At 69.2% G+C, this 18,065-nt stretch carries 18 protein-coding genes; 2 read left to right on the forward strand and 16 right to left on the reverse strand.

The genetic code is table 11. The features are described 5' to 3' along the window. Positions 1–116 precede the first annotated feature (116 nt). Positions 117–380 carry a hypothetical protein gene (locus RLT59_RS38170; protein WP_311308077.1) on the forward strand — a complete coding sequence of 88 codons (264 nt, stop codon included), beginning with the start codon at positions 117–119 and terminating at the stop codon, positions 378–380. Positions 381–441: 61 nt separating this feature from the next. Here RLT59_RS38170 and RLT59_RS38175 read toward each other — a convergent pair whose 3' ends face one another. The 16 genes from RLT59_RS38175 to RLT59_RS38250 form a co-directional block, all read right to left on the reverse strand. Continuing rightward, positions 442–3,843 (reverse strand): LysM peptidoglycan-binding domain-containing protein, encoded by a 3,402-nt coding sequence (locus tag RLT59_RS38175; protein ID WP_311308078.1) that lies wholly within the window; start codon positions 3,841–3,843, stop codon positions 442–444. A gap of 5 nt (positions 3,844–3,848) precedes the next feature. Next, positions 3,849–4,235, reverse strand: coding sequence for a pilus assembly protein TadG-related protein (locus RLT59_RS38180; protein ID WP_311308079.1), 387 nt, complete (start codon positions 4,233–4,235; stop codon positions 3,849–3,851). Between the two features lie 65 nt (positions 4,236–4,300). Further along, positions 4,301–4,759, reverse strand: a complete 459-nt coding sequence (locus tag RLT59_RS38185) for a TadE/TadG family type IV pilus assembly protein (RefSeq protein ID WP_311308080.1) — start codon at positions 4,757–4,759, stop codon at positions 4,301–4,303. Beyond that, positions 4,756–5,172, reverse strand: coding sequence for a TadE/TadG family type IV pilus assembly protein (locus RLT59_RS38190; protein WP_311308081.1), 417 nt, complete (start codon positions 5,170–5,172; stop codon positions 4,756–4,758). The genes RLT59_RS38185 and RLT59_RS38190 overlap by 4 nt, the downstream gene beginning before the upstream one ends. Positions 5,173–5,216: 44 nt before the next feature. Continuing rightward, positions 5,217–5,405: a hypothetical protein gene (locus RLT59_RS38195; protein WP_311308082.1), complete on the reverse strand. Its 189-nt coding sequence runs from the start codon at positions 5,403–5,405 to the stop codon at positions 5,217–5,219. Positions 5,406–5,422: 17 nt separating this feature from the next. Continuing rightward, positions 5,423–6,316, reverse strand: coding sequence for a type II secretion system F family protein (locus tag RLT59_RS38200; RefSeq protein ID WP_311308083.1), 894 nt, complete (start codon positions 6,314–6,316; stop codon positions 5,423–5,425). Next, the gene (locus tag RLT59_RS38205; protein ID WP_311308084.1) at positions 6,313–7,287 is read right to left on the reverse strand and encodes a type II secretion system F family protein; all 975 of its coding nucleotides are present in this window, start codon (positions 7,285–7,287) and stop codon (positions 6,313–6,315) included. The genes RLT59_RS38200 and RLT59_RS38205 overlap by 4 nt, the downstream gene beginning before the upstream one ends. After that, entirely contained in the window at positions 7,284–8,831 is a 1,548-nt protein-coding gene (locus RLT59_RS38210) for a TadA family conjugal transfer-associated ATPase (protein WP_311308085.1), read from the reverse strand. Before RLT59_RS38210 ends, RLT59_RS38205 begins: the two co-directional genes overlap by 4 nt. Further along, positions 8,824–9,699, reverse strand: a complete 876-nt coding sequence (locus tag RLT59_RS38215; RefSeq protein WP_311308086.1) for a MinD/ParA family ATP-binding protein — start codon at positions 9,697–9,699, stop codon at positions 8,824–8,826. The genes RLT59_RS38210 and RLT59_RS38215 overlap by 8 nt, the downstream gene beginning before the upstream one ends. 2 nt (positions 9,700–9,701) lie before the next feature. Continuing rightward, complete coding sequence (locus tag RLT59_RS38220) at positions 9,702–10,388, reverse strand: SAF domain-containing protein (protein WP_311308087.1); 687 nt, start codon at positions 10,386–10,388, stop codon at positions 9,702–9,704. Positions 10,389–10,424: 36 nt separating this feature from the next. Then, on the reverse strand, positions 10,425–10,934 hold the full coding sequence (locus tag RLT59_RS38225) for an ATP/GTP-binding protein (protein WP_311308088.1): 510 nt from the start codon (positions 10,932–10,934) through the stop codon (positions 10,425–10,427). Between the two features lie 344 nt (positions 10,935–11,278). Next, positions 11,279–11,731 carry a secreted protein/lipoprotein gene (locus RLT59_RS38230; RefSeq protein WP_311308089.1) on the reverse strand — a complete coding sequence of 151 codons (453 nt, stop codon included), beginning with the start codon at positions 11,729–11,731 and terminating at the stop codon, positions 11,279–11,281. Positions 11,732–12,207: 476 nt separating this feature from the next. Further along, positions 12,208–13,161: a replication-relaxation family protein gene (locus RLT59_RS38235; protein ID WP_311308090.1), complete on the reverse strand. Its 954-nt coding sequence runs from the start codon at positions 13,159–13,161 to the stop codon at positions 12,208–12,210. Then, entirely contained in the window at positions 13,161–15,437 is a 2,277-nt protein-coding gene (locus RLT59_RS38240; protein ID WP_311308091.1) for a type IV secretory system conjugative DNA transfer family protein, read from the reverse strand. The genes RLT59_RS38235 and RLT59_RS38240 overlap by 1 nt, the downstream gene beginning before the upstream one ends. Then, on the reverse strand, positions 15,434–15,925 hold the full coding sequence (locus RLT59_RS38245) for a hypothetical protein (protein ID WP_311308092.1): 492 nt from the start codon (positions 15,923–15,925) through the stop codon (positions 15,434–15,436). Before RLT59_RS38245 ends, RLT59_RS38240 begins: the two co-directional genes overlap by 4 nt. Before the next feature lie 509 nt (positions 15,926–16,434). Further along, positions 16,435–16,905: a hypothetical protein gene (locus tag RLT59_RS38250; RefSeq protein ID WP_311308093.1), complete on the reverse strand. Its 471-nt coding sequence runs from the start codon at positions 16,903–16,905 to the stop codon at positions 16,435–16,437. Positions 16,906–17,344: 439 nt separating this feature from the next. Between RLT59_RS38250 and RLT59_RS38255 the strand changes: the two genes are divergently transcribed. Further along, positions 17,345–17,932 carry a hypothetical protein gene (locus RLT59_RS38255; RefSeq protein ID WP_311308094.1) on the forward strand — a complete coding sequence of 196 codons (588 nt, stop codon included), beginning with the start codon at positions 17,345–17,347 and terminating at the stop codon, positions 17,930–17,932. Positions 17,933–18,065: the final 133 nt, after the last annotated feature.

Raw genomic sequence — 18,065 nt, forward strand, 5'->3', positions numbered from 1 at the left:
AGTGGCCACCACGGTACTGCCGTTCCGCCGTCTCTGGGGTCGTGCGGAGCACGAAGGATGACAGTCAACTTTAAGTGATACTTGAAGTTGAGTAGTGGGCGTGTCATCCTCGCCCCATGAACGAACCGGATTTCACAGAGCTTCGGAAACGAGTCGACAAGGCAGAGAAGGCTGCCAACGACTGCAAGGCTCAGCTGTACGAGGCGGCCATCACCGCAGCGATGACCTCGACCAAATACGGTCACGTCTCCGCCGTTGCTCGGGAGGCAGGCATGAACGTCCAACACCTGCGCGACCTCATCAACAAGGCCCACCCCGGATGGCTGGCTCAAGCATCCGAGGAGCGCGAAGCCAGCAAATCGCGGAGGAAGACGGCGTGAGGCCGCGGCCGCCGGCATCGCACGCCCGGGAAAACGGGTGCACTGATGATTGGCGGTCGGCCTACAGCACCCGCAGGACCTGCTCGGTCTCCGCGTCCATGGAGGACCCCAGTTCCAGGAGTAGTTCGTCGAGCTGCCGGATCGACGATTCGAGCGCGGCCTCTTCACCGAGGAGAGACAGCGCTCGGAACTTGTGGCGCCACAGGCACTCCATCTCCCGTGCCACGGTCAGGCCTCGGGTAGCTGCCCACAGGGCGTTGCGTGCGTCACCGTCCCCCAGGTATCCCTCGGCGAGTTCGTCGGCGGCGTCCACGATTGCGGAGACCATTTCCTGGGCGAGCGACTCTGCCCACGCGTAGCGGCGTGAGGGGATTCCGGAGAAGGGCCGGCCGTGAACGAGCTCCAATGCCTGGCGCAGCAGCACCTTGCTGTCCAGGCCGTCGACAGTCCGGCTGGCGTGGACGAGTTCCTGGAACCGGCTCCAGTCGCAGTTCACGCCGACGAGCCGGTAGAGCTTGTCCGGCTGGGAGCTCACGTGAGGAAGATGCTTGTTTCCCTGGTCGTCCGTACCGAGCCACCGGCGGACGTCTCCGAGGCGGGTGTTGCGCGTATCGCGGGTGACGAGTCCGCCGGGTGCGAGGACCTCATCGAGCTGATGGTGGTTCGCCCCGGGGTGGACCACCAGCCAGGCCGTCATCTCCAGCGCGAGGGTCCGCCGGTTGGACTTGATGGAGCCGCGGGCGCCGAGGAGATCGACGGTCCCGAGGAGCTGCACCAGCGGGCGGTCCGGATCACTGGCAGGGGCGGGCTTGCCGGGCTGCTCGGACGGGAGGGCCGCATCGAGCGCGGGCGTGACGTCTTGAGGGGGGGCGGGCACCGGAATCCGCGAGCTGACCCGGGGAGCGGGGCTGGGCAGCGCCGGCAGTACAGGCGTTCCGGGTGACTGCGACGCAGTGGGCAGCGGCTCCGGACCTTGCTCGACGTCCTTCTCATCGGGCGCCTGTTCCTCGGTGTCGTGGTCGTCGTCCAGGTCGGCGAATGCGGCCATCAGCCCCGGCTTACGGACCGCCCCGGTAATGATGCCGGGGGTTGTCTGCGAATCCGGGAGGGGCACGGAGAGGGAATCGTGGCTCTCTACCGTCTCCGCAGCCGCAGCCGGCTCTTGTACGGGGGCGGGTACGTCGCCGGGTGCATCCGCGGTGAGCGCGACATCCAGGATGTCGGCGTACTCGGCATCGGAGCACACCGACAACGCGACACGAACCGATGTACCCGGAACGGTGACGTGCGACAGATCGGTGTCCACCGACCACGCCCTGTCTGCGTCCTCCGGCACGGCGGTGCTGCTCGTGACCACGGCCACCGCTGACCGCAGCTGCTGACCCAGCACCTCCCACAGAACTGTCTGCGTTCCCTCGGGCGCCGGGCATGAATCCAGATCGGCCACGACGACCAGCGGCCACAGATCTCCGGCCTGCGCCTCATGAGCCGACGCCAGACCGGCCCCGTCACCGAGCCCGTCCAGGGCCAGCTGCTGTTCCGCGTGATGAGCCTGAAGCGCCCGTACAGCGCCGGCCAGGTCCGGGTACGGGGTGACCCGGTCGCTGTCCAACATCGCCAGACCGGGCGCGGTTTCCTCCCCGGCGACCGCGATGTCCAGCTGCTCGGCGAGCGGTGAGAGCGCCAACGTCAACGCGAGGGTCCGCAGGACCTCGGTGCGCAGCCCGCCGGTGAGGTGGAGCGCGCGGATGTGTTCGAGGTCGACGAGCACGATCGCGCCCTGGTCGTCCTCGCCCAGCGCGAGCAGCCCCGGATAGGGCGGGTCGACTTCGCGGCTCTCATCGGGGGGCAGCAGCTCCCCGGAATCCGCCGGGCACCACCACACCGTGCTCTGCGACGGGTCAGTGGTGAACGGGGCGACCGCCGGGACGGGGGAGCCCAGGTGCAGCCGGACCCCCTCGGTGCCGAGCTGCACCGCAGCCAACGTGGGCAGCGGCCTGCCTTCCTCGGCGAGGGCGGCGGCCGCGGTCCGCAGAGCGCGGTCCAGCACCGCCAGTTCCACGCCGGCGTCCGCGCTGCGCAGCGCGATTTCTGTGAGGGCGGTCCGGTCGGAGGGCATCGGGACCCGGCGTCCGCGACGTCGGCGGCGCTGCTGCAGGATCCGCCGGGTGGCCAGGGTGCCCACGAGTCCGGCGGCCAGGACTCCGGTGGCTCCCAGACCGATCATGCCGGCCCGCATCCCGGTCGTCGTCTGCTGGTCCTCTGCGGCGGAGACGGGCGACGGGGTCGGTGTGCCGGGTGCCGGCCTCCGGGTGTCGGGTGCGGGTGTCACGGTGGGGGAGGGCGCCGTGCGACTGGGGGAGGGCGCGGCGGTTGACGGTGATTCGGATACCGGGGCCGATCGCGAGGGCGATGGAGTGTCCGCCTTCGGCGGCGCCGACTCCTCGTGCTCGCCGGTGGTGGGCGCCTTCTCGGCGGAGTCGGCATCGGAGCCGGGGTGCTTCACGGCTGGGTCGGTTCCGGTGTGCGGGGCGCTGACGGGCAGCGCGAGTTCCTGGCCCGGATAGATCCGGTCGGGATCGTCGAAGACCTGCCCGTACGGCTGCTGTGTGCCCTCGTTCGCGTCGTACAGCTCGGGCCACCGGTCTCCGTCGCCGAGCTTGTCCTCGGCGATCTTAGACAGGTAGTCGCCCGGCTGGACGGTGTACGACGTCTGAGGTTCGTCTGCGTTGTCCGGTGCCCCGGCCGTGGGGCCTGCTGACTTGGCGGCGGCGGAGGAGGCTTGAGCGGTGGTGGTCGCGGCGGGGCGCAGTGCGTCGGCGGGCAGGGTGATGATCGCGCCCTTGGGCAGGTACTGGTCGCCGGCTGCGAGTTCGGGGATATCGGGGTTGAGGGCGGCAATGTCCTTCCACCGGGGCCCGCTGCCGAGATATGTCTGCGCGAGCTCCCACGGTGACTCCGTGACCGAGGTGACGGTGTGCCGCAGCCCTGCCTCGTCCGGGCGGGTGCTCTCGTGCTTCGCCGAGACTCCTGCAGCGTCCTGCCCGGCGTTGTGCGTCGCGGTCGCGGCAACTGCGGGCGTGAGGGTGGCGGCGGAGGCGACGGTCGGGGCGAGCAGCAAGATCCCACCGACCAGGGCGCCTGCGAGGGACTGCATCCCGCCCAGCCCTCTGATGCGCGGTGCGGAGCGGCGGCGCAGCACAGCCACGATCTCCACCAGGACGGAGAACGCGAACGCCGCCCACGCCACCCAGCCGATACAGGTCAGGACTACGAGGAACAGCGATCCGTCGTCCTGCTGGGTCAGCAGGTCCAGGCCGCCGGAAAGCTCAGCCGGCTGGTGGCCCACCTTGAGCAGCAGATACGGCACGCCGCCGACCAGGGCCGCCAGGAGGGCCAGGCCGAGCAGCGCCCGCAACAGGGCACCGACGGCGCGCAGCGGGGCGGGGATGCGGTGGGCCATGGGGATCAGCCTCCAGCTTGGGTCTGCAGATGGGCCGTGGCAGTGCCGGTGACGTTGATCGTTGCCATGCCGATGAACTGGGCGAAGTGGGCGGTGTAGCTGTCATGGACGGTGACGTGGAGCGTCTGGCCGTTGTCGCCGATGCTGACGTCGCCTTGGACGTTCGCGGCGGCGAGGTAGTCCTGGGCTGCGCCGATGGCGGCGTCCGGGTCGATGGTGATGGCGGTGCCCTCGATGGCCTGGGCGGGATCGAGTTGCTGGCCGGCTGTGCGGGCGGCTTCCTGGGCGAGGGAGGTGGCTCGGTTGCCGGCGTTCAGGGCGCCGCCGCCGTCGACCAACAGGCCCATCACCATCAGGATGGCGATTGTCGTCAGGGCGAAGAACACCGACATGGAGCCGCGGTCACGCCGCCTCCATGCGCTGTGGCGCGCGGTCGTCCGCTGGTGGAGTCCGTGGATCATTGACGCCCCCGGTAGGTGTCGATCGGGCTGGTCCACGAGGCGCGGAGCGTCTTGCCGCCAGGCAGGCCGGGCAGACCGATGTCGGACAGGTCCGCGGTGCAGGCGATCGTCGCCGTGACGTTGGCGGCGGCCCCGATATCGAGCGAGTAGCCCGCGGTGTCCACCGTCACGCTGGACGTCCGGCACGTGATGCCCTCCCCCTCCAGGCTTCGCGAGGCCGCGGCCTGTGCCTCGTTCTGGGCGCTGCCGGCATCGCGTTCCAGGGAGGCGGCGCGGGCAGCGGCACGGGCGGCGGAGTCCACGGCGCCCTCGGCGTCGATCACCCGGCCGAACGCCACCATCAGCAGCAGCAACGCGATCATCACCGGGGCGAGAACCGCAGTTTCCACGGCGTAGCTGCCCCGGTCACGACGCGGAACAGACAGTGCTCGGCGGTGGTGCGTGCGGGCGGTCACGGGGTGGTCCAGCGTTCGACGGGAGCGTCGGCGTACTGGGTGACGTGGAGCTCCAGGCCGGGGACGAGGGTGGCGACGCTGCCGCGCACGGTGATGCGGACCTCCTCGGCGGTACTGCCCGCCGAGGACACGCTCGCACCGCGGACGCTGCCCCCGAACCGGGCAAGGAAGTCCTGCGCCTCGGCAACGCCGTCACCCTCGCCGGAGCCGAAGGCCCGCCCTGCCTCGACTCCATGGCGTGCGGCGGACTGGGCCACCTTGCGGGCGTGGAAGTACAGGCCGACCTGGATGGTGGTGAAGACCAGGCCCAGCACCACCAGGGCCAGCACCGCGAATTCGACGCTTGCGAACCCGCGGTCGTCGCGCCGCCGGGCGCATGCCCGCCGCCTGTATCTGCGTAGCCGGGTTCTCACGCCTGCCCTCCCCTTCCCGTTGAACTGCCTGCCGTGGTCTTGTGTCAGCCGCCGCTGATGATGCCGACCTTCTCGGCCACCTTGGTTTTGATGGCCAGGGCGACTCCGGCGGCCACGACGATGACGACGGCGGTGATCACGGCGACCTCGGTGGTGCCCTGCCCTTCGTCTCGGGCGGTCTTCAGCCGGTGCCAGTGGGCCTTGAGCAGCAGGGTGAGCGCTTCGATGTTCACGGTCTATGTCCTTCGGGTCAGCTGACGAGAATGGTGAAAGTGAGGGGGATCATGACGAAGACGAGCATGAGGACGACGCCGAACGTGACGGGCAGGACCATGGCGGCTGAGGCCTCGTTGGCCTGCGCCTTGGCGTCGGACAGCATCGCGATCCGCAGCTGCCGCGCCTGAGCCTGCAGAGTCGCGTAGACGGCTGCTCCGTCTCCTGCGAGGGCCAGGGTGTCGGCGGGGCGGGTGAGTTCGGGGATGTCGAGCTCGTCGCCGAGCTGCTTGAGGGCGTCCCACACGGTGACGCCGGCGAGGTCGGCCTGGTGGAAGACCTGCCGCATCCTGACGAAGATCCAGCCGTCGCCGACTTCTGCGGTTTCGGTCAGGGACTGGGCTGCGCCCGAGTTCGCGATCCGCGCCAGCGCGACGCGCTCCAGGTACGAGGCCGCGGCGTGCCGGACCACGAGGCGGGCGGCTGCTGCCTTCCGGGCGACCTCCCGGCCCGGCAGGATCCAGAACAGGGCTGCCAGGGCGAGCGAGACGACGAGCGGGATGGTGAAGGAGAACGCTGCCCCGGCCAGCGCGAGGAGCGCTTGCATCAGCTGTGGGAGCAGCAGTCCGTACAGGGAGAACAGCACGCGTTTGCCCAGGTGTTCGGCCGGGCTGATCCGGAGCAGGTTCAGGTCCCTGAGCGGCAGGGCGATCCGGCCGCCGAGCTCGCCGAGCAGCCTGTTCCCGGCGCGTTCGCTCAGCGAGTTGGTGAGTGCGGGAGCTGCGGACGGCAGCGCGGCTTGGGTCTTGTTGACGTCGAGCCGGTCCAGCACGGAGGAGAGGTCGGGCTTGGCCGGCCAGGCTGCCCGTACGGCAAGGCCGATCAGGGCGCCGGCTGCGGCTGCGGGAAGGACGGCCTGCACGGGGATCACCGGGCACCTCCACCGGTCGGGACGTCGATGGGCAGGGTGTCCGGCCGCCGCGGTGCTGCGATACCGGGCGCCGTCGGCAGCGCAACGGTGGGCAGCGGAGCCAGGAGGCGGGGGTCGGGTTTGGTGCGGGCGATGCGACGCAGCCACGACAAGGTCCAGGCGAACATGACGCCTAGGACGGCCAGCACGATCTGCCCGGGCGGTGACTGGTACCAGCCCGACCAGCCCTCATTGAGCATGCACCCGACGACGACGATCGAGATGACGACCGAGACCATGCGCGAGGATTTGCGGACCTTCGCCCGGTCGGCCTCGATGTCGCGGGCATCGGCCGCCTGCTGATGGATCGTGACCGCGAGCTTCTCCAGCGCGTCGGAGAGGCCGGGCCCCTTGTATACGGCGTGGCTCTGGAAGAGCAGGACGACGTGGTCGGAGACGCCGTCGGCGAGCTCGTCCGCGAACAGGGCGAACGCGGTGTGTGCCTCCACCCCGGAGCGCAGCCGCTCGGACAGGGCCCGTACGTTCGCGGCGATCGGTGCGGGGGCGTTCTTCGCCGAGGCCCGGATGGTCTGGGGCAGGCTGATTCCGGCGGTGTGGACACCGGCGAGATGGTTGAGCCACTGCCCCAGCGCTTCGAGTCGGTCGATGCGGTGCACCGCGGCGGTGCCCGGGTTCAGGATGAACGGGAACCCGAGCACGGCAGCTCCGGCGAGGAGCCCGTGAACAGGCCACCCCGTCCACGCCCACACCACCAGGGCGACGATCGCGGCCGCCATGACGAGGTGGCGCCAGCGGTGCTGCCACTTCTCCGGCAGCTCGGACCGGGCACGCTCGATCCGGTCCGACAGACGCGAGGCGGGCTTGACCGGGTCAAGGAAACGGCCGCGGAACTCACGGACCGCGGCGAGGACGGCCAGCAGGCCGAGAACGGTGCAGCAGGCCGCTACCAGGGCCATTTGGGATGTGGTCATCGGGTGCTCACTGTCTGCAGGGGCGGGCCCCACCAGCCGTGCGGGTTCTCGGTCAGCCACTGCCTGGCGAACTTGCCGGTGCGCTCCAGCTCGCCGATGAACGACGGCATGTTCTTGTACACCGCCCGAACTTCGGATTCGTGCGGGGCGAACAACTCGGACGTGGTGGGGCGCCCGCCTTCCCCGACGACATCGTGGATCTCGTAGATATGCGACACGTACCGGTGCTTCTTGCCGCCGAGCGCGGTCTCGTCCAGGTACGTGAGGTAGACGACGACGTCGATGGAGGACGCGATGAGGTGGTGCGCGGCCTCGGTCGCCATGCCTGCCTCGGTGCACAGCTGGACCAGGCGGCTGATGATGGCGTGCGGCCGCCGGACGTGAAGGGTGCACATCGATCCCGACCCGCCCGCGGACATCGCCTGCAGCATCGGCACGATCTCCGTGGACCGGACCTCACCGACGATGACCCGGGTCGCGTTGTAGCGCAGCGCCGTGGCGAACATGTCGCCGATGGTGACCTCGCCGGCCAGTTTGTCGCCGTGGCGCTCGCCGTTGGACTGCCGCGCCTCGAACGCGTAGGTGACGGGGCCGGGCTTGGGGCCCGGCTCGTCCAGGTAGAGCTCACGGTCGGATTCGAGGGTGACCAGGCGTTCTGCTGGTGGGATCTCCCGGCCCAGCGCCCGCAGCAGCGACGTTTTGCCCGCGCCCATGTCGCCGACGACCAGGACGTTCATCTTGGCGTGGACGCAGGAGGTGAGGAACGCTTCCAGCAGGGGGTTGATCGACCCCCACTGGACGAGTTCGGCGATGCCGTGCTGGCGGATGCGGTGCTTTCGGATGACGACGGAGGGCCTGGTGGTGAGCAGCGAGGCGGTCACACGGGAGCCGTCGGGCATGCGGAAGCCGACCATGGGCGTGGCCTGGGTGAGGGCGCGTTCCCCGTGGCCGGACAGCCGCGCCATCCGGTTGACCCATGTGATCAGCTCTTCGTGGCTGTCGGCGACCTTCTCCACGGTGCGACGCGGCCGGTCGTGGTACTCGACATGGGCGCGCAGCCCGTCGACCATCACGTCCTCGACCCCGTCTTCGTCCAGGAGGGACTGCAGCCGGCCGCCGCGGTACATGGAATCGAAGACCGCGGCGCCGATCGCTCCTTCCTGATCGGCGGTCAGCGGGGTGTTGCCGTGGGCGTGCTTGGTGGACCAGTCCGCGACCGCGGTGGTGACAAGGGACCGGGCGAGGGCCCGGCGGTCGGGCTCGGGCAGGTGCTTGTCGGGATCTTCCTCGCTCAGAGCCTTTGATACGTCGCTCTGCAGGGCCTCGATCACGTCCCAGCTCACCGGGAGCTCGCCGGGCAGTCCGGCCAGACGCGGCACAGCGGCCGGACTCACCGCCGGGGCGGCGGCCGGCGGTTGCGGTGACTGTGCGGGTGCAGGGGCGCGGCGCTGACCGAGATGCCCGGACAGCAGCGAAGCGAGCTCCTGGCGGCCCAGCGGGTCCGGATGCCCGTTGGCGCCGGGCCTCTGGTGGGTGTCAGCCACGGCTTCCTCCACGCTGTACAGCGAGTTGCTGCAGCACACCCGCCAGCTGCAGGTTCGCCGGACGGGGCGGGTACTCCTGCTGGATTCGGCGGCGCGAGGTGGCCGCCTCGATCTGTTCGGTCGCGGTGCGTGCGTGGCGGAGCAGGGGACTGCGGGCGTAGCCGCGCGGCGGCCGACCCCCCAGGGTGAGGTACTGGGCGGTGTCCGGGTCCCAGGGCAGGACCCCCAGCACCGGCACCCCGTGAAGGGCGTCGCTGACCTGGTGGGCCCGGAAGGTACCGCCCTCGATGAGGAGCAGACCCAGCGCGTCGGCGCCCGAGCCGCGTTCCTGCAGCTCGGTGCGCAGAGGGTCGATGACGTGGCGGGCCAGGGTGAGGGACTGCTCGGTGCTGCGGACCACGAGCAGGACCAGGTCGGCCTGATGCAGCAGCGGTGCGGGAGTCAGCGTGGGATGCAGGTGCCCGGACTCCAGCGCGAGGCGCCCGGCGTCGATGAACACGTCGTATCCGGCTTCGGCGGCCAGGACGTGCAGGACATCCGACAGAGCCGGCCACGTACGGCCGAGCGCCGCCGCCTGGGCGGGATCGGTCAGACCGGGCAGCAGCTTGCGGTGCCCGGCCTCGTCCAGCGGCCACAGGTGATTGGCGAATGCATTCGCGAGCGCATCGTGCCCAGTGCGCTCGGCGGCGGCCAGGTGGTAGAGGCCGTACCCCGCGGTGGCGCGTCCGTCCAGGAGCCCGGCACGGATGGTGCCGCCGGCCGGGTCGCATTCGGCGAGCAGCGAGGGACGTGCCGAGGCCATGGTCAGGGCGAGCGCGGACGCGGTGACGCCGCAGGACTTGGCCGAGACAAGAGCGGTTACGGGCATCGTCAGTTGCTCCGCGGTTCGCGGACCAGGGCGATACGCCCCGTGGATGCCCTGGTCGCCAGCAGTGGCCCGTCGGTGGGGGAGACGGCGAGGTTGACCACAATCGTGCCCGAGGCGTCCGGGCGGGACACGGAGACCACGACAGCGTTGATCGACGACGGAGGTGCCTCGGCGCCCTTGGCGTCGGGCTGCTCACCCTGGGCCGGGGTGGTGACGGCGAGCACCTTGTCACCGGGGGCCAGGGCGCCGGCCGGGGCCTGGCCCCGCTTCACCTGTACACCCACCTGCTGCTTGTCGTCGCCCAGTCCGGTGCCGGCGGACAGCTGGGAGGCAGTCAGCAGCCCGCCCCTGCGCAGATCCACGGCGGGACGCTTTCCGATCATGCTGCCCCGGGCGGAGGCCGGGACCGGCGCGAGATGCGCATCGGCCGACACCTCCGCCACGGTGAGATCGTCATCCGTCAGCGCCTGCCCGGCCGGGACATCCCGGGCGACGGCAAGAACCCGTGCACGGTCGCCGGCCGACGTGACCGCCGCCGCCGCGCCGAGCCCGGCGACAGCCGCCAGGACGATGCAGAGCGCGACCACTGACCAACGGCGCTCCCGCTTGACCGGGGCCGTGGTGGTGATGGGGATGTCAGGGCGAGCCGGGGCGGGCCGGGGCGCCGGCGGTGCGACGGGGGACTCCATGCTGTGTTGCCTCTCGGATTCTGCGAAGAGAACGTGTTAGTTGAGGACCTGGACCTCAGCGACGGTGATGTCCACGGTGCTGTCACGGATCTCGGTGAGCTGCCCGGTCTGGCCGCCGCCGGTCCAGTCGATCGTCCAGGTCGACGTCGCGGTGACGTGGTACTTCCCGGACTCAGTGGAGGAGGACGGGGCGGTGTAGCGGTGGCCGCAGTCCGGCGACGACTTCTTGCCGTACTCCGCCCTGTACGGCGTTCCCGCGGTCGTGCACGTGACGGCTGTACCGTCCCCCATCGTCCACACGATCTTGCTGACCTTCGCAGTAGCCGTGACGGTGACAGCTCCGGCCGTGGCAGAGGCCTGGTTGGGCCCGTACGTCGCGGGCCCCTTGCCGGTCCACATGTAGACCGGCATCCCGACCACTCCCTTACCACCCGGTTTCGGAGTGATGCCGATCTGCGGGCCCTTCAGCAGCATCTTGTCCACGGCCTGCTGGGCCACGACGGCGGGATCAACTTGAGCCGCGGGAGGATCGGCTGCCCACACCATGCTTGTGATGGTGAAGCTGTCATCTCCGTTGTACATGCAGGTCTTCTCGTACACTGCGCCGTCGCCCGGCTCATGCCCTTCCCAGTCCAGACCTCCAGACGGAGGCTGCGGGTCAGCGAGCTTGTACGTACAGGTCTTCTGGGTGGAGTTCGAGCTGCCTGCTGACCTGCCCGCTTCGTTACGCGTGCCGGTAGGCCTACTCCTGCCTGGAGTGCCGGGGTCTTCGGCCGTCACGCACACGTAGAGCCCGCAATCGTCTGCGCCTCCGCCGGGGCCGTCCTGCGCGTGGGCCATCCCCGGAACCGTGAGAGCGGTCAGGGCCATGGCGGCGGACAGGCTGCGGCTCAGCACTTCTGCCCCTGCGGCTCATCCTTGATGACCCGCCATCCCTCGGGCCAGCGCTCAACGGTCGAGACCACTACATAGCGGGTCAGCCGGTTCGAGGGCAGGGCGGCCGGCTTCTTGGTGGCGGTGTCGACGACCGTCCACTTGGTGACATCCAGGCAGCTGGAGATCGTCGCGTTGGGAATCTTGCGGTCGATGTCGACCTTGGTCACGGTGGGCGTGACGACCGCAACTCGGCCCGTAATGATGTTGCCCTTGGCATGCATGGCCGTGGCGTCCGCTGTGGCGCCGGCGAGGGCGGCTCCAGCCGCGTACTGCTTCAGTCCGATCGAATTTCCGCGGCTGTCTGCGTAAACCCGTTCCATCTCCCGCCAGTACTTCTTGTACGTGGTGATGGCTTCGGCCTTGGCCGTCTCGGTGGGGTCCGCTGGCTTGCTCGGGGTCTGCTTCACGGAAGCGGATGGTGAAGGGGCCGCTTTCGGGTTGTTTTCGTTATCGGAGCTGCATCCGGTTGCGGTCGTGAGTGCGCAAGCGGTGACGAGCAGGGCTACCGAGCCCACACGGTTTCGTTTGCGAATGTTCGAGTTCCTCGGTCGCACTGACTGCGTCACTGTGCCTCCCCATGTGTATGCCACGGTGCCCCGACCTGCGGTGCGTGCTGCGGGTGGCAGCATGCGTGAGACGTGATCCAGAAGATACCGTGTGGTCTGGTTCCATATGCTACGCAAAGTTCGACCAACTTCCCATCCAGTTCGTGCAGTTCAGGCCCATGGTGTGCGCCGCAAATCGCCACAATTCCGATTGGCGGGATTCCGGTGCCAGGGATTCCGTGTTCCGTGTGCGGCACGGTGCGAAAGCTGAACGGGAAACATCGCGGATGCGGAGGGCCGACTTTGTCGACTCATCGGCAATTGCGAGGTATTCCTATTCACTTCCTCGTTCCCGGTTCGGCATGCGGTGTCAGCAATACGTCGGTGGGCTCGGCGTTACCCGACACGGGCGTGAAGATGGGTGCGAAAGGGCCGTGTCTGTATAGGAGTTCGGCGGTGGTGATTCCGGCACGCAGCTGGCTTCCCTGCGTGCCGCCGAGGTTGGCCGAGGCCAGCGCTTGCAGGTCCTCGACCCGGCGCTTCAAAACCCGGTCAGGCGCTCCGGACAGGACGATCAGGAGGCGAGGGAACGCGGGATATCGCTCGCGCCATGCCTCGCGGGTACTTGCCTGCTGACGGCGTCCCGTCGGCTGCGGTGTGTAGGAGGCGTAGCGGGCGTACGTACCGAGCTTCCGGCCGAGGCGGGCCACCTGCATGGTGGCCCGGTCGATTTCGAGGAAGAACGTCAGGAGCTGGCGACGGCCCTCTGGTGTGGTGCGGGTGTAGCGCAGCACCGCGTCCGGCACGAGGAACGCGTCGTCGCCGAGCCGGCTGTCGCCGTCGCGGACACGGTGCGCGAGTTCCGGCTCCCAATCCAGCGAACCGCACTCGTCCCCGAGGCGGCCGGCCCACTCGGAGAACGCGATACCGGTCTCGACCACGGCCAGGGTGTGCTCCTGGAGCTGGGAGGCGGCTGCTCTGGGACTGATGCGATACGCCCGAGCGGTTACCTCGTCGCTGGCCTCCACGACCTCGTAGCCCAACGGGGTGAGGTACCAGAGCAGTTCGCAGCGTCCCATCTGGCTGACGCGTCGGTCGGTGGACTCAGCGAGTCCCATCGAGCGCAGGTAGCCGAGCTGGCGCAGCAGGTAGACCGGGCGCCGGGTGTGCGGAGTCAGGAGCCGGTGGAGCTGACCGGTGGCGACGAGCCGGTGCTGATACAGGATCGGCAGCAGTTGCTGTCCGATGCGGGACAGACCGGCCGTGCGGGCCTGTGGGGTGGCAAGGGACATCAGGCGACCTCGCTTCGTCCGGTGGTCCGGGCCGGCCCGGCTGGGGTGCGGCTGGTGAGATGGGCGAGCAGCAGGTCGTCCAGGCCCGGGAGCCGGCCGTCGTCCCCATCGAGGACGCGGAGGATCTCGCCGACGGGCCTGCGCCTCAGGCTGTGGTCGATCGCGGCGTCCAGGGTGGTCAGGAGGTCGGGGCGGCGGTAGTCGGCCAGGACCTGATGGACCGCGACCCCCCGCACCCGGAAGGGGGAAGAGCGCTCCCCGTGGAGCATCGTGGACACCACGTACTGGTACTTCGCGAGCTGTTCCAGTACTGCCGGAGCGACGCCGGCCAGCCGCTTGGTGACGAAGGCGGCTTCACCGCTGTCGGCCCCGCTGGCGGACAGGAGGGACTGGTTCTGCATCAAGGCCTGCCGGGTTTCCTCCGACAGCCGCATCACCATCTGTGTGAGACCCATCAGCCGTACCTCGTACTTCCGCAATTGCTCGAGGATCGCGGCCACGTACCCGCGTGAAGCGCCGTCGATTGCAGTCAGCTCGTCCGCGAACGCGAACATTGTCTCCAGGTCCTCGGGAGGCACTCCCTCGCGGGAGAGCCCGGCCAGGAATAGATCGAACAGCAGCAGGCTCGTGATGATCTGGTCACCGCCCCCGGTGCCCGAGCAGCGCAGCAGCACGATCTTGTTCTCGTCCATCGCGCGCCGCACGTTGTAGCTGGAGCGGGGTTGTCCGAGGAAGGCCCGCAGGGAATCGGAGGTCTCCAGCTGCTCCAGCATCTGCGTCACGACCGGCACTGCGGTTCCTTCGTACTTCGGGAACGTCTGCTGCCAGAAGCGCGACAGCCGCCGCGGCAGCCGCTGCAGGACCTGGGCCCGCCACTGCTCATCCGTCAGCAGCCGTGTGATCGAGAACAGGGTGGGTTGCAGGTCGGGCCGGCCCTGCTCGCACATCAGCAGCGCGAGATGGGCCAGGACCTGCACGGCGTGGGACAGAATCGCCCTCGCCCGCGGTGCCCGGTCGCCCCAGCCCTGAGCCGAGGCCAGGCCACCGACGACCGCGCCCACCACGTCCTGCACCTGTGTGGCGTCCCGCCCCTCCATCGACAGCGGGTTCCACGCACCGATCCGTGATGCCGGATCCTTCACGCTCACATCAATGAGCTGCACCCGGTGGGCGATGGCCGGGTGCGTCAGGTAGGGCAGCGCACGCTGAACCGCGGCGCCGTGCGGATCCAGGAACCACACGCCGAACCCTGCGTACGCCAGCGTCAGCGCCTGGAGGAGCGCGAGCTCCGACTTCCCGAATCCCGATCGCCCCAGGCTCGCGCCGAACAGCACATCCTCCTGCGGGACAGCCCCCAGCCGTACCCGCCCGTCCGCACCGGTCACCAGCCCCAGCGGCACCACACCCCGCTGCCCGGTCCACTCCGGCAACCGCGACGGCGCCGAGGGCACCACACCTCCGGTACGCACGACGTTCGTCGGCGTGCAGTGCACCGACGGCGGCTTGAGCAGCGCGGCGATCTCCCGCGAGGTCACCCACTGACGACGCGAAGGCGCGAACTCACCCGACGCGAAACGCCGCTCGAACCCCGCGCGGCGCCACCACACGCTGCTGTACGGGCGCCACGCCCCCACCCGCGGTCCTACCGGACGCCACCAGTTCTCACCCGACCACGCATCCATCACCGCCATCACCTGATGCAGCAACCCCTGCGCCTGCGCCGGATGAGCAGCAACCGTCCGCACCATCACCTGCACCGCGAACACCTGGGCATCCGCCCCCGGCAGGAACTTCCCCACCCCCTCGGCCAGATCCGACGACCGGGAAACCCGCCCCGACGTCCGGCCCTGCCGATCACGCGAACCGCCCCCGCTCAGGCCTGCGACGGCCTGGGACCAAATCCGCCCGCCAGCCCTGGCCCGATCCGCGCCGGCCAGCTGCTCGCCGAACGCCGATGGGCCACGCTGCTGCGCACGCCGTACTAGCCGACGCCGCCACCGCGCCACCCGCCGCCCGGACACCGGCACCAGATCCACGACGAGCTCAACGTGCTCGCCGTGCTCACTGTCCGCGTGAGCGCACGCAGCCGCCATCAACTGCAGAGGGTCGGGATCCAGTCCGGCAGCCGTCAGCTGACGATGGTCGGGCCGGGCCAGGACCAGCTCCGCCCGAGCCACGTACAAGCCCCCGGCCTCTCCTACCTCCACGTCCGTACGCTCATCCACGCCCACGCCCACGCCCTCGTCGCGCGAAGCCTTCTCCAGCCGGATCGTCACTCGTCCTCATCTCCCTCGTGATCGTCCCTGCCGAGCGGCGGCACACCGTCGAACCGGATTTGGGGCGCCTCATGACGCACCCCGGGATCCACGACATCGACATCCGGATACGACCGGAGCCTGAGCAGCGCCGCCGCCCGTCCCGGCCCTTCCAACCGGTACGAGAGCCGGCCTTCGTCACTGGACAGCCGGATCCGCACCCCCACCGCCCGCTCCGGCGCCCACCCCACGACCGCCGGAACCCTCGCGAGCCGCGCCGCGTGCCGTTCGATCTCCTCCAGCGACGGGTCGAAGCCCGCAGCTGGCACCAGAGCGACAACCGACCGATCCAGCAAGATGGCCCGAGCCCGCCGAAGCCACCACCACCGCACACACCCCCAGACGCACACGGCAGCCGCGGCCCCGGCCAGCACCCACCACCGGACACCCCACAGCGCCTCCGGCAGCCAGCCTGGATCAAACTCGCCGACAGACGAGAGCTGCCCCATCACAGCCGCCACCCGCGATGCCGGGCCCGTGGATCTATCCCACACACCAGGTCAGCCAGAGCGAGCCACGCCCAGCGTGCGCTTACCGCACCCAGCGCCGCGGCCAGGACCGGCAACGCCGGCCGGCCCCACGGCTCGCCGACCGCCTCGGCAGCCGGGCCGCCCAGTCCCCAGGGAAGGTTGTGCAGATCCCCGCCCCACCACCATCCGCGGATGAACCCGACCACGAACACCGCCGCGACGAGCCACCCGCACAGGCTGATCACTGTTTCGACATCCCTGTCCAGTCGACTGCGCTGTGCTTCGTACCTGAACTCTGTGGTGTGCCGTGGCATACGCACCTCCCGCACCGGGCAGCCCTGTTGCCGCCTCTCACCCACACAAGGAGTCCGCCGGCCCGAAACGTGACAGGGGCGTGGGCAAGATTTCTGCGTTGTCTCTGCCGAGGTCGGTCAGCGAGGGTAGGGATTCAACGGCGGGCTCGGGGCACTGCTCTGGTCATCGGTGACTCATCGGCGCAGTTGGGTGGGATCGACCGTGACAGGCCAGATCGTGACGGTGTCGCCGTCGTGGCTGACGAACTGACTGGGGTGGGACGCACGCAGAGCACCCACTGACCAGGTGTCAAAGGCGCTGCCACGCAGGATCACCAGGCCGTCGTGGTGAGCAGCGACGTGACGGGTGGCGGCAGGCCAGACGGTGATGACCTCACCGTCGCGAGTCACCTGCCGGCCCGGAAGGGAATCCCTGACGGTGGTGAGGTCCTCGTCGGTGAAGAGGCCGATCAGACGGATGAGGGTGCCGTACCGGCGGACGTCCTGTGTACGAGGCGGCCAGGCGTGACCCGCGGATGTGGTGGTTGCTGATCCGGCGTGGCCGGATGGGGCCGAGGATTCCCGTGCGCCGTCGAGGACTGTCGGGCGGGGGTAGGAGGTCACCGCCCCCGATTCCCGTTCGGCAGAGGCGTACAGGTCGTCCACGAGTGCTTCCCCTTCCTTCGCGATGTGTTGCGATATGCGAATCTAAATGACGGGCGAGAGGTGATGGGTCTCCAAGTTGCATGCAAATAGGGCGAGTTGTGCCGTTGTCGCGCTCACGCAAGGAAACTATATCGTTGCGATCGCAAAGGCAAGTGGGGTTCCTTGGAACTCTGTGGTGTGCCGTGGCATACGTACCTCCCGCACCGGGCAGCCCTGTTGCCGCCTCTCACCCACACAAGGAGTCCGCCGGCCCGAAACGTGACAGCGAAGCGGCAACCAATCCTGAGAAGGCAGCGGGCGGCGGCATACCGAGGCGAGACGTGGCCATCTCGCCGACATGAAGGACCCAGGGCCCAAGGGCGTTAAGCACCTGTGCATGCCCCCCTCTTGAATCTCGCTCGCTGTCGAAGGGCTCGTTGAGTGGGACAAAGGAGGCAGGATGACGTCCATGGACCAGGGGGTAGCGGCCGTCATAGCGGCCGGAGTAGCGGGTGTCGTCGGTGTGACAGGCAGTCTCATCGGCATGAGGATGGGGCGCCGGCAGGTGAGCGACGAAGCGCAGGTCGAGCACGAACAGTGGCTTCGCGGGCAGCGGCAGGCGACGTATGTCGCCGTTCTGGATGCCTGGGACACCGTCGTGAAGCACCTTCGACGGATGATCGAGGAAGAAGCCGAGAACCAAGTTCTCGGTGCTCGCTACGAGGCAGAGCACGACGGCATGCAGGACGTCTGGGGCCAGCTGGGCGAACAGGTCCGTGCGGAGGTAGACGACCTCAGCGTCGACGCATTCACGGTGCTGGAGCGGGTACAGATCCTCGGCCCCGAATCCGTCGACAAGGCGGCAATCAACCTGGAGGATGCCCTCCACTCCATGTGCGGGGCGATACGCGCCAGAACGGGACTCTCGGAGTGGCCGGACTACGCCGGTTTCGCAGAGTCCGTCCGGGGAGCGACCAACGCACGTCGGGAGTTTATGAACGCGGCGCGGTCCGTCCTGCGCGCCGCGCCGCATCCCGGGAAGCGATAGCCCACCACCTTCTCTGACTGAGCCGACGCGGCGTACTTCGATGTGCCCTTCGATCACCTCGCGGTGTAGGTCTTGCACCACAGATCTCCTTGCGGGTAGTTCACCCCGCTCAACGAGTCAGAGACGGTGCCGT

Origin of the sequence: Streptomyces sp. ITFR-6 (assembly GCF_031844725.1) — a bacterium.
In the GTDB taxonomy this organism is placed as follows: Bacteria; Actinomycetota; Actinomycetes; order Streptomycetales; family Streptomycetaceae; genus Streptomyces.

Bases quoted from the DNA above. Each gene is read 5' to 3' on its own strand.
- RLT59_RS38215 (WP_311308086.1), bottom strand. From the start codon at position 9,699: ATGCCCGTAACCGCTCTTGTCTCGGCCAAGTCCTGCGGCGTCACCGCG.
- RLT59_RS38235 (WP_311308090.1), bottom strand. From the start codon at position 13,161: ATGTCCCTTGCCACCCCACAGGCCCGCACGGCCGGTCTGTCCCGCATC.
- RLT59_RS38245 (WP_311308092.1), bottom strand. From the start codon at position 15,925: ATGGGGCAGCTCTCGTCTGTCGGCGAGTTTGATCCAGGCTGGCTGCCG.
- RLT59_RS38180 (WP_311308079.1), bottom strand. From the start codon at position 4,235: ATGTCGGTGTTCTTCGCCCTGACGACAATCGCCATCCTGATGGTGATG.
- RLT59_RS38175 (WP_311308078.1), bottom strand. From the start codon at position 3,843: ATGGCCCACCGCATCCCCGCCCCGCTGCGCGCCGTCGGTGCCCTGTTG.
- RLT59_RS38220 (WP_311308087.1), bottom strand. From the start codon at position 10,388: ATGGAGTCCCCCGTCGCACCGCCGGCGCCCCGGCCCGCCCCGGCTCGC.
- RLT59_RS38255 (WP_311308094.1), top strand. From the start codon at position 17,345: ATGACGTCCATGGACCAGGGGGTAGCGGCCGTCATAGCGGCCGGAGTA.
- RLT59_RS38170 (WP_311308077.1), top strand. From the start codon at position 117: ATGAACGAACCGGATTTCACAGAGCTTCGGAAACGAGTCGACAAGGCA.
- RLT59_RS38205 (WP_311308084.1), bottom strand. From the start codon at position 7,287: ATGACCACATCCCAAATGGCCCTGGTAGCGGCCTGCTGCACCGTTCTC.
- RLT59_RS38225 (WP_311308088.1), bottom strand. From the start codon at position 10,934: ATGGTGTGGGCAGCCGATCCTCCCGCGGCTCAAGTTGATCCCGCCGTC.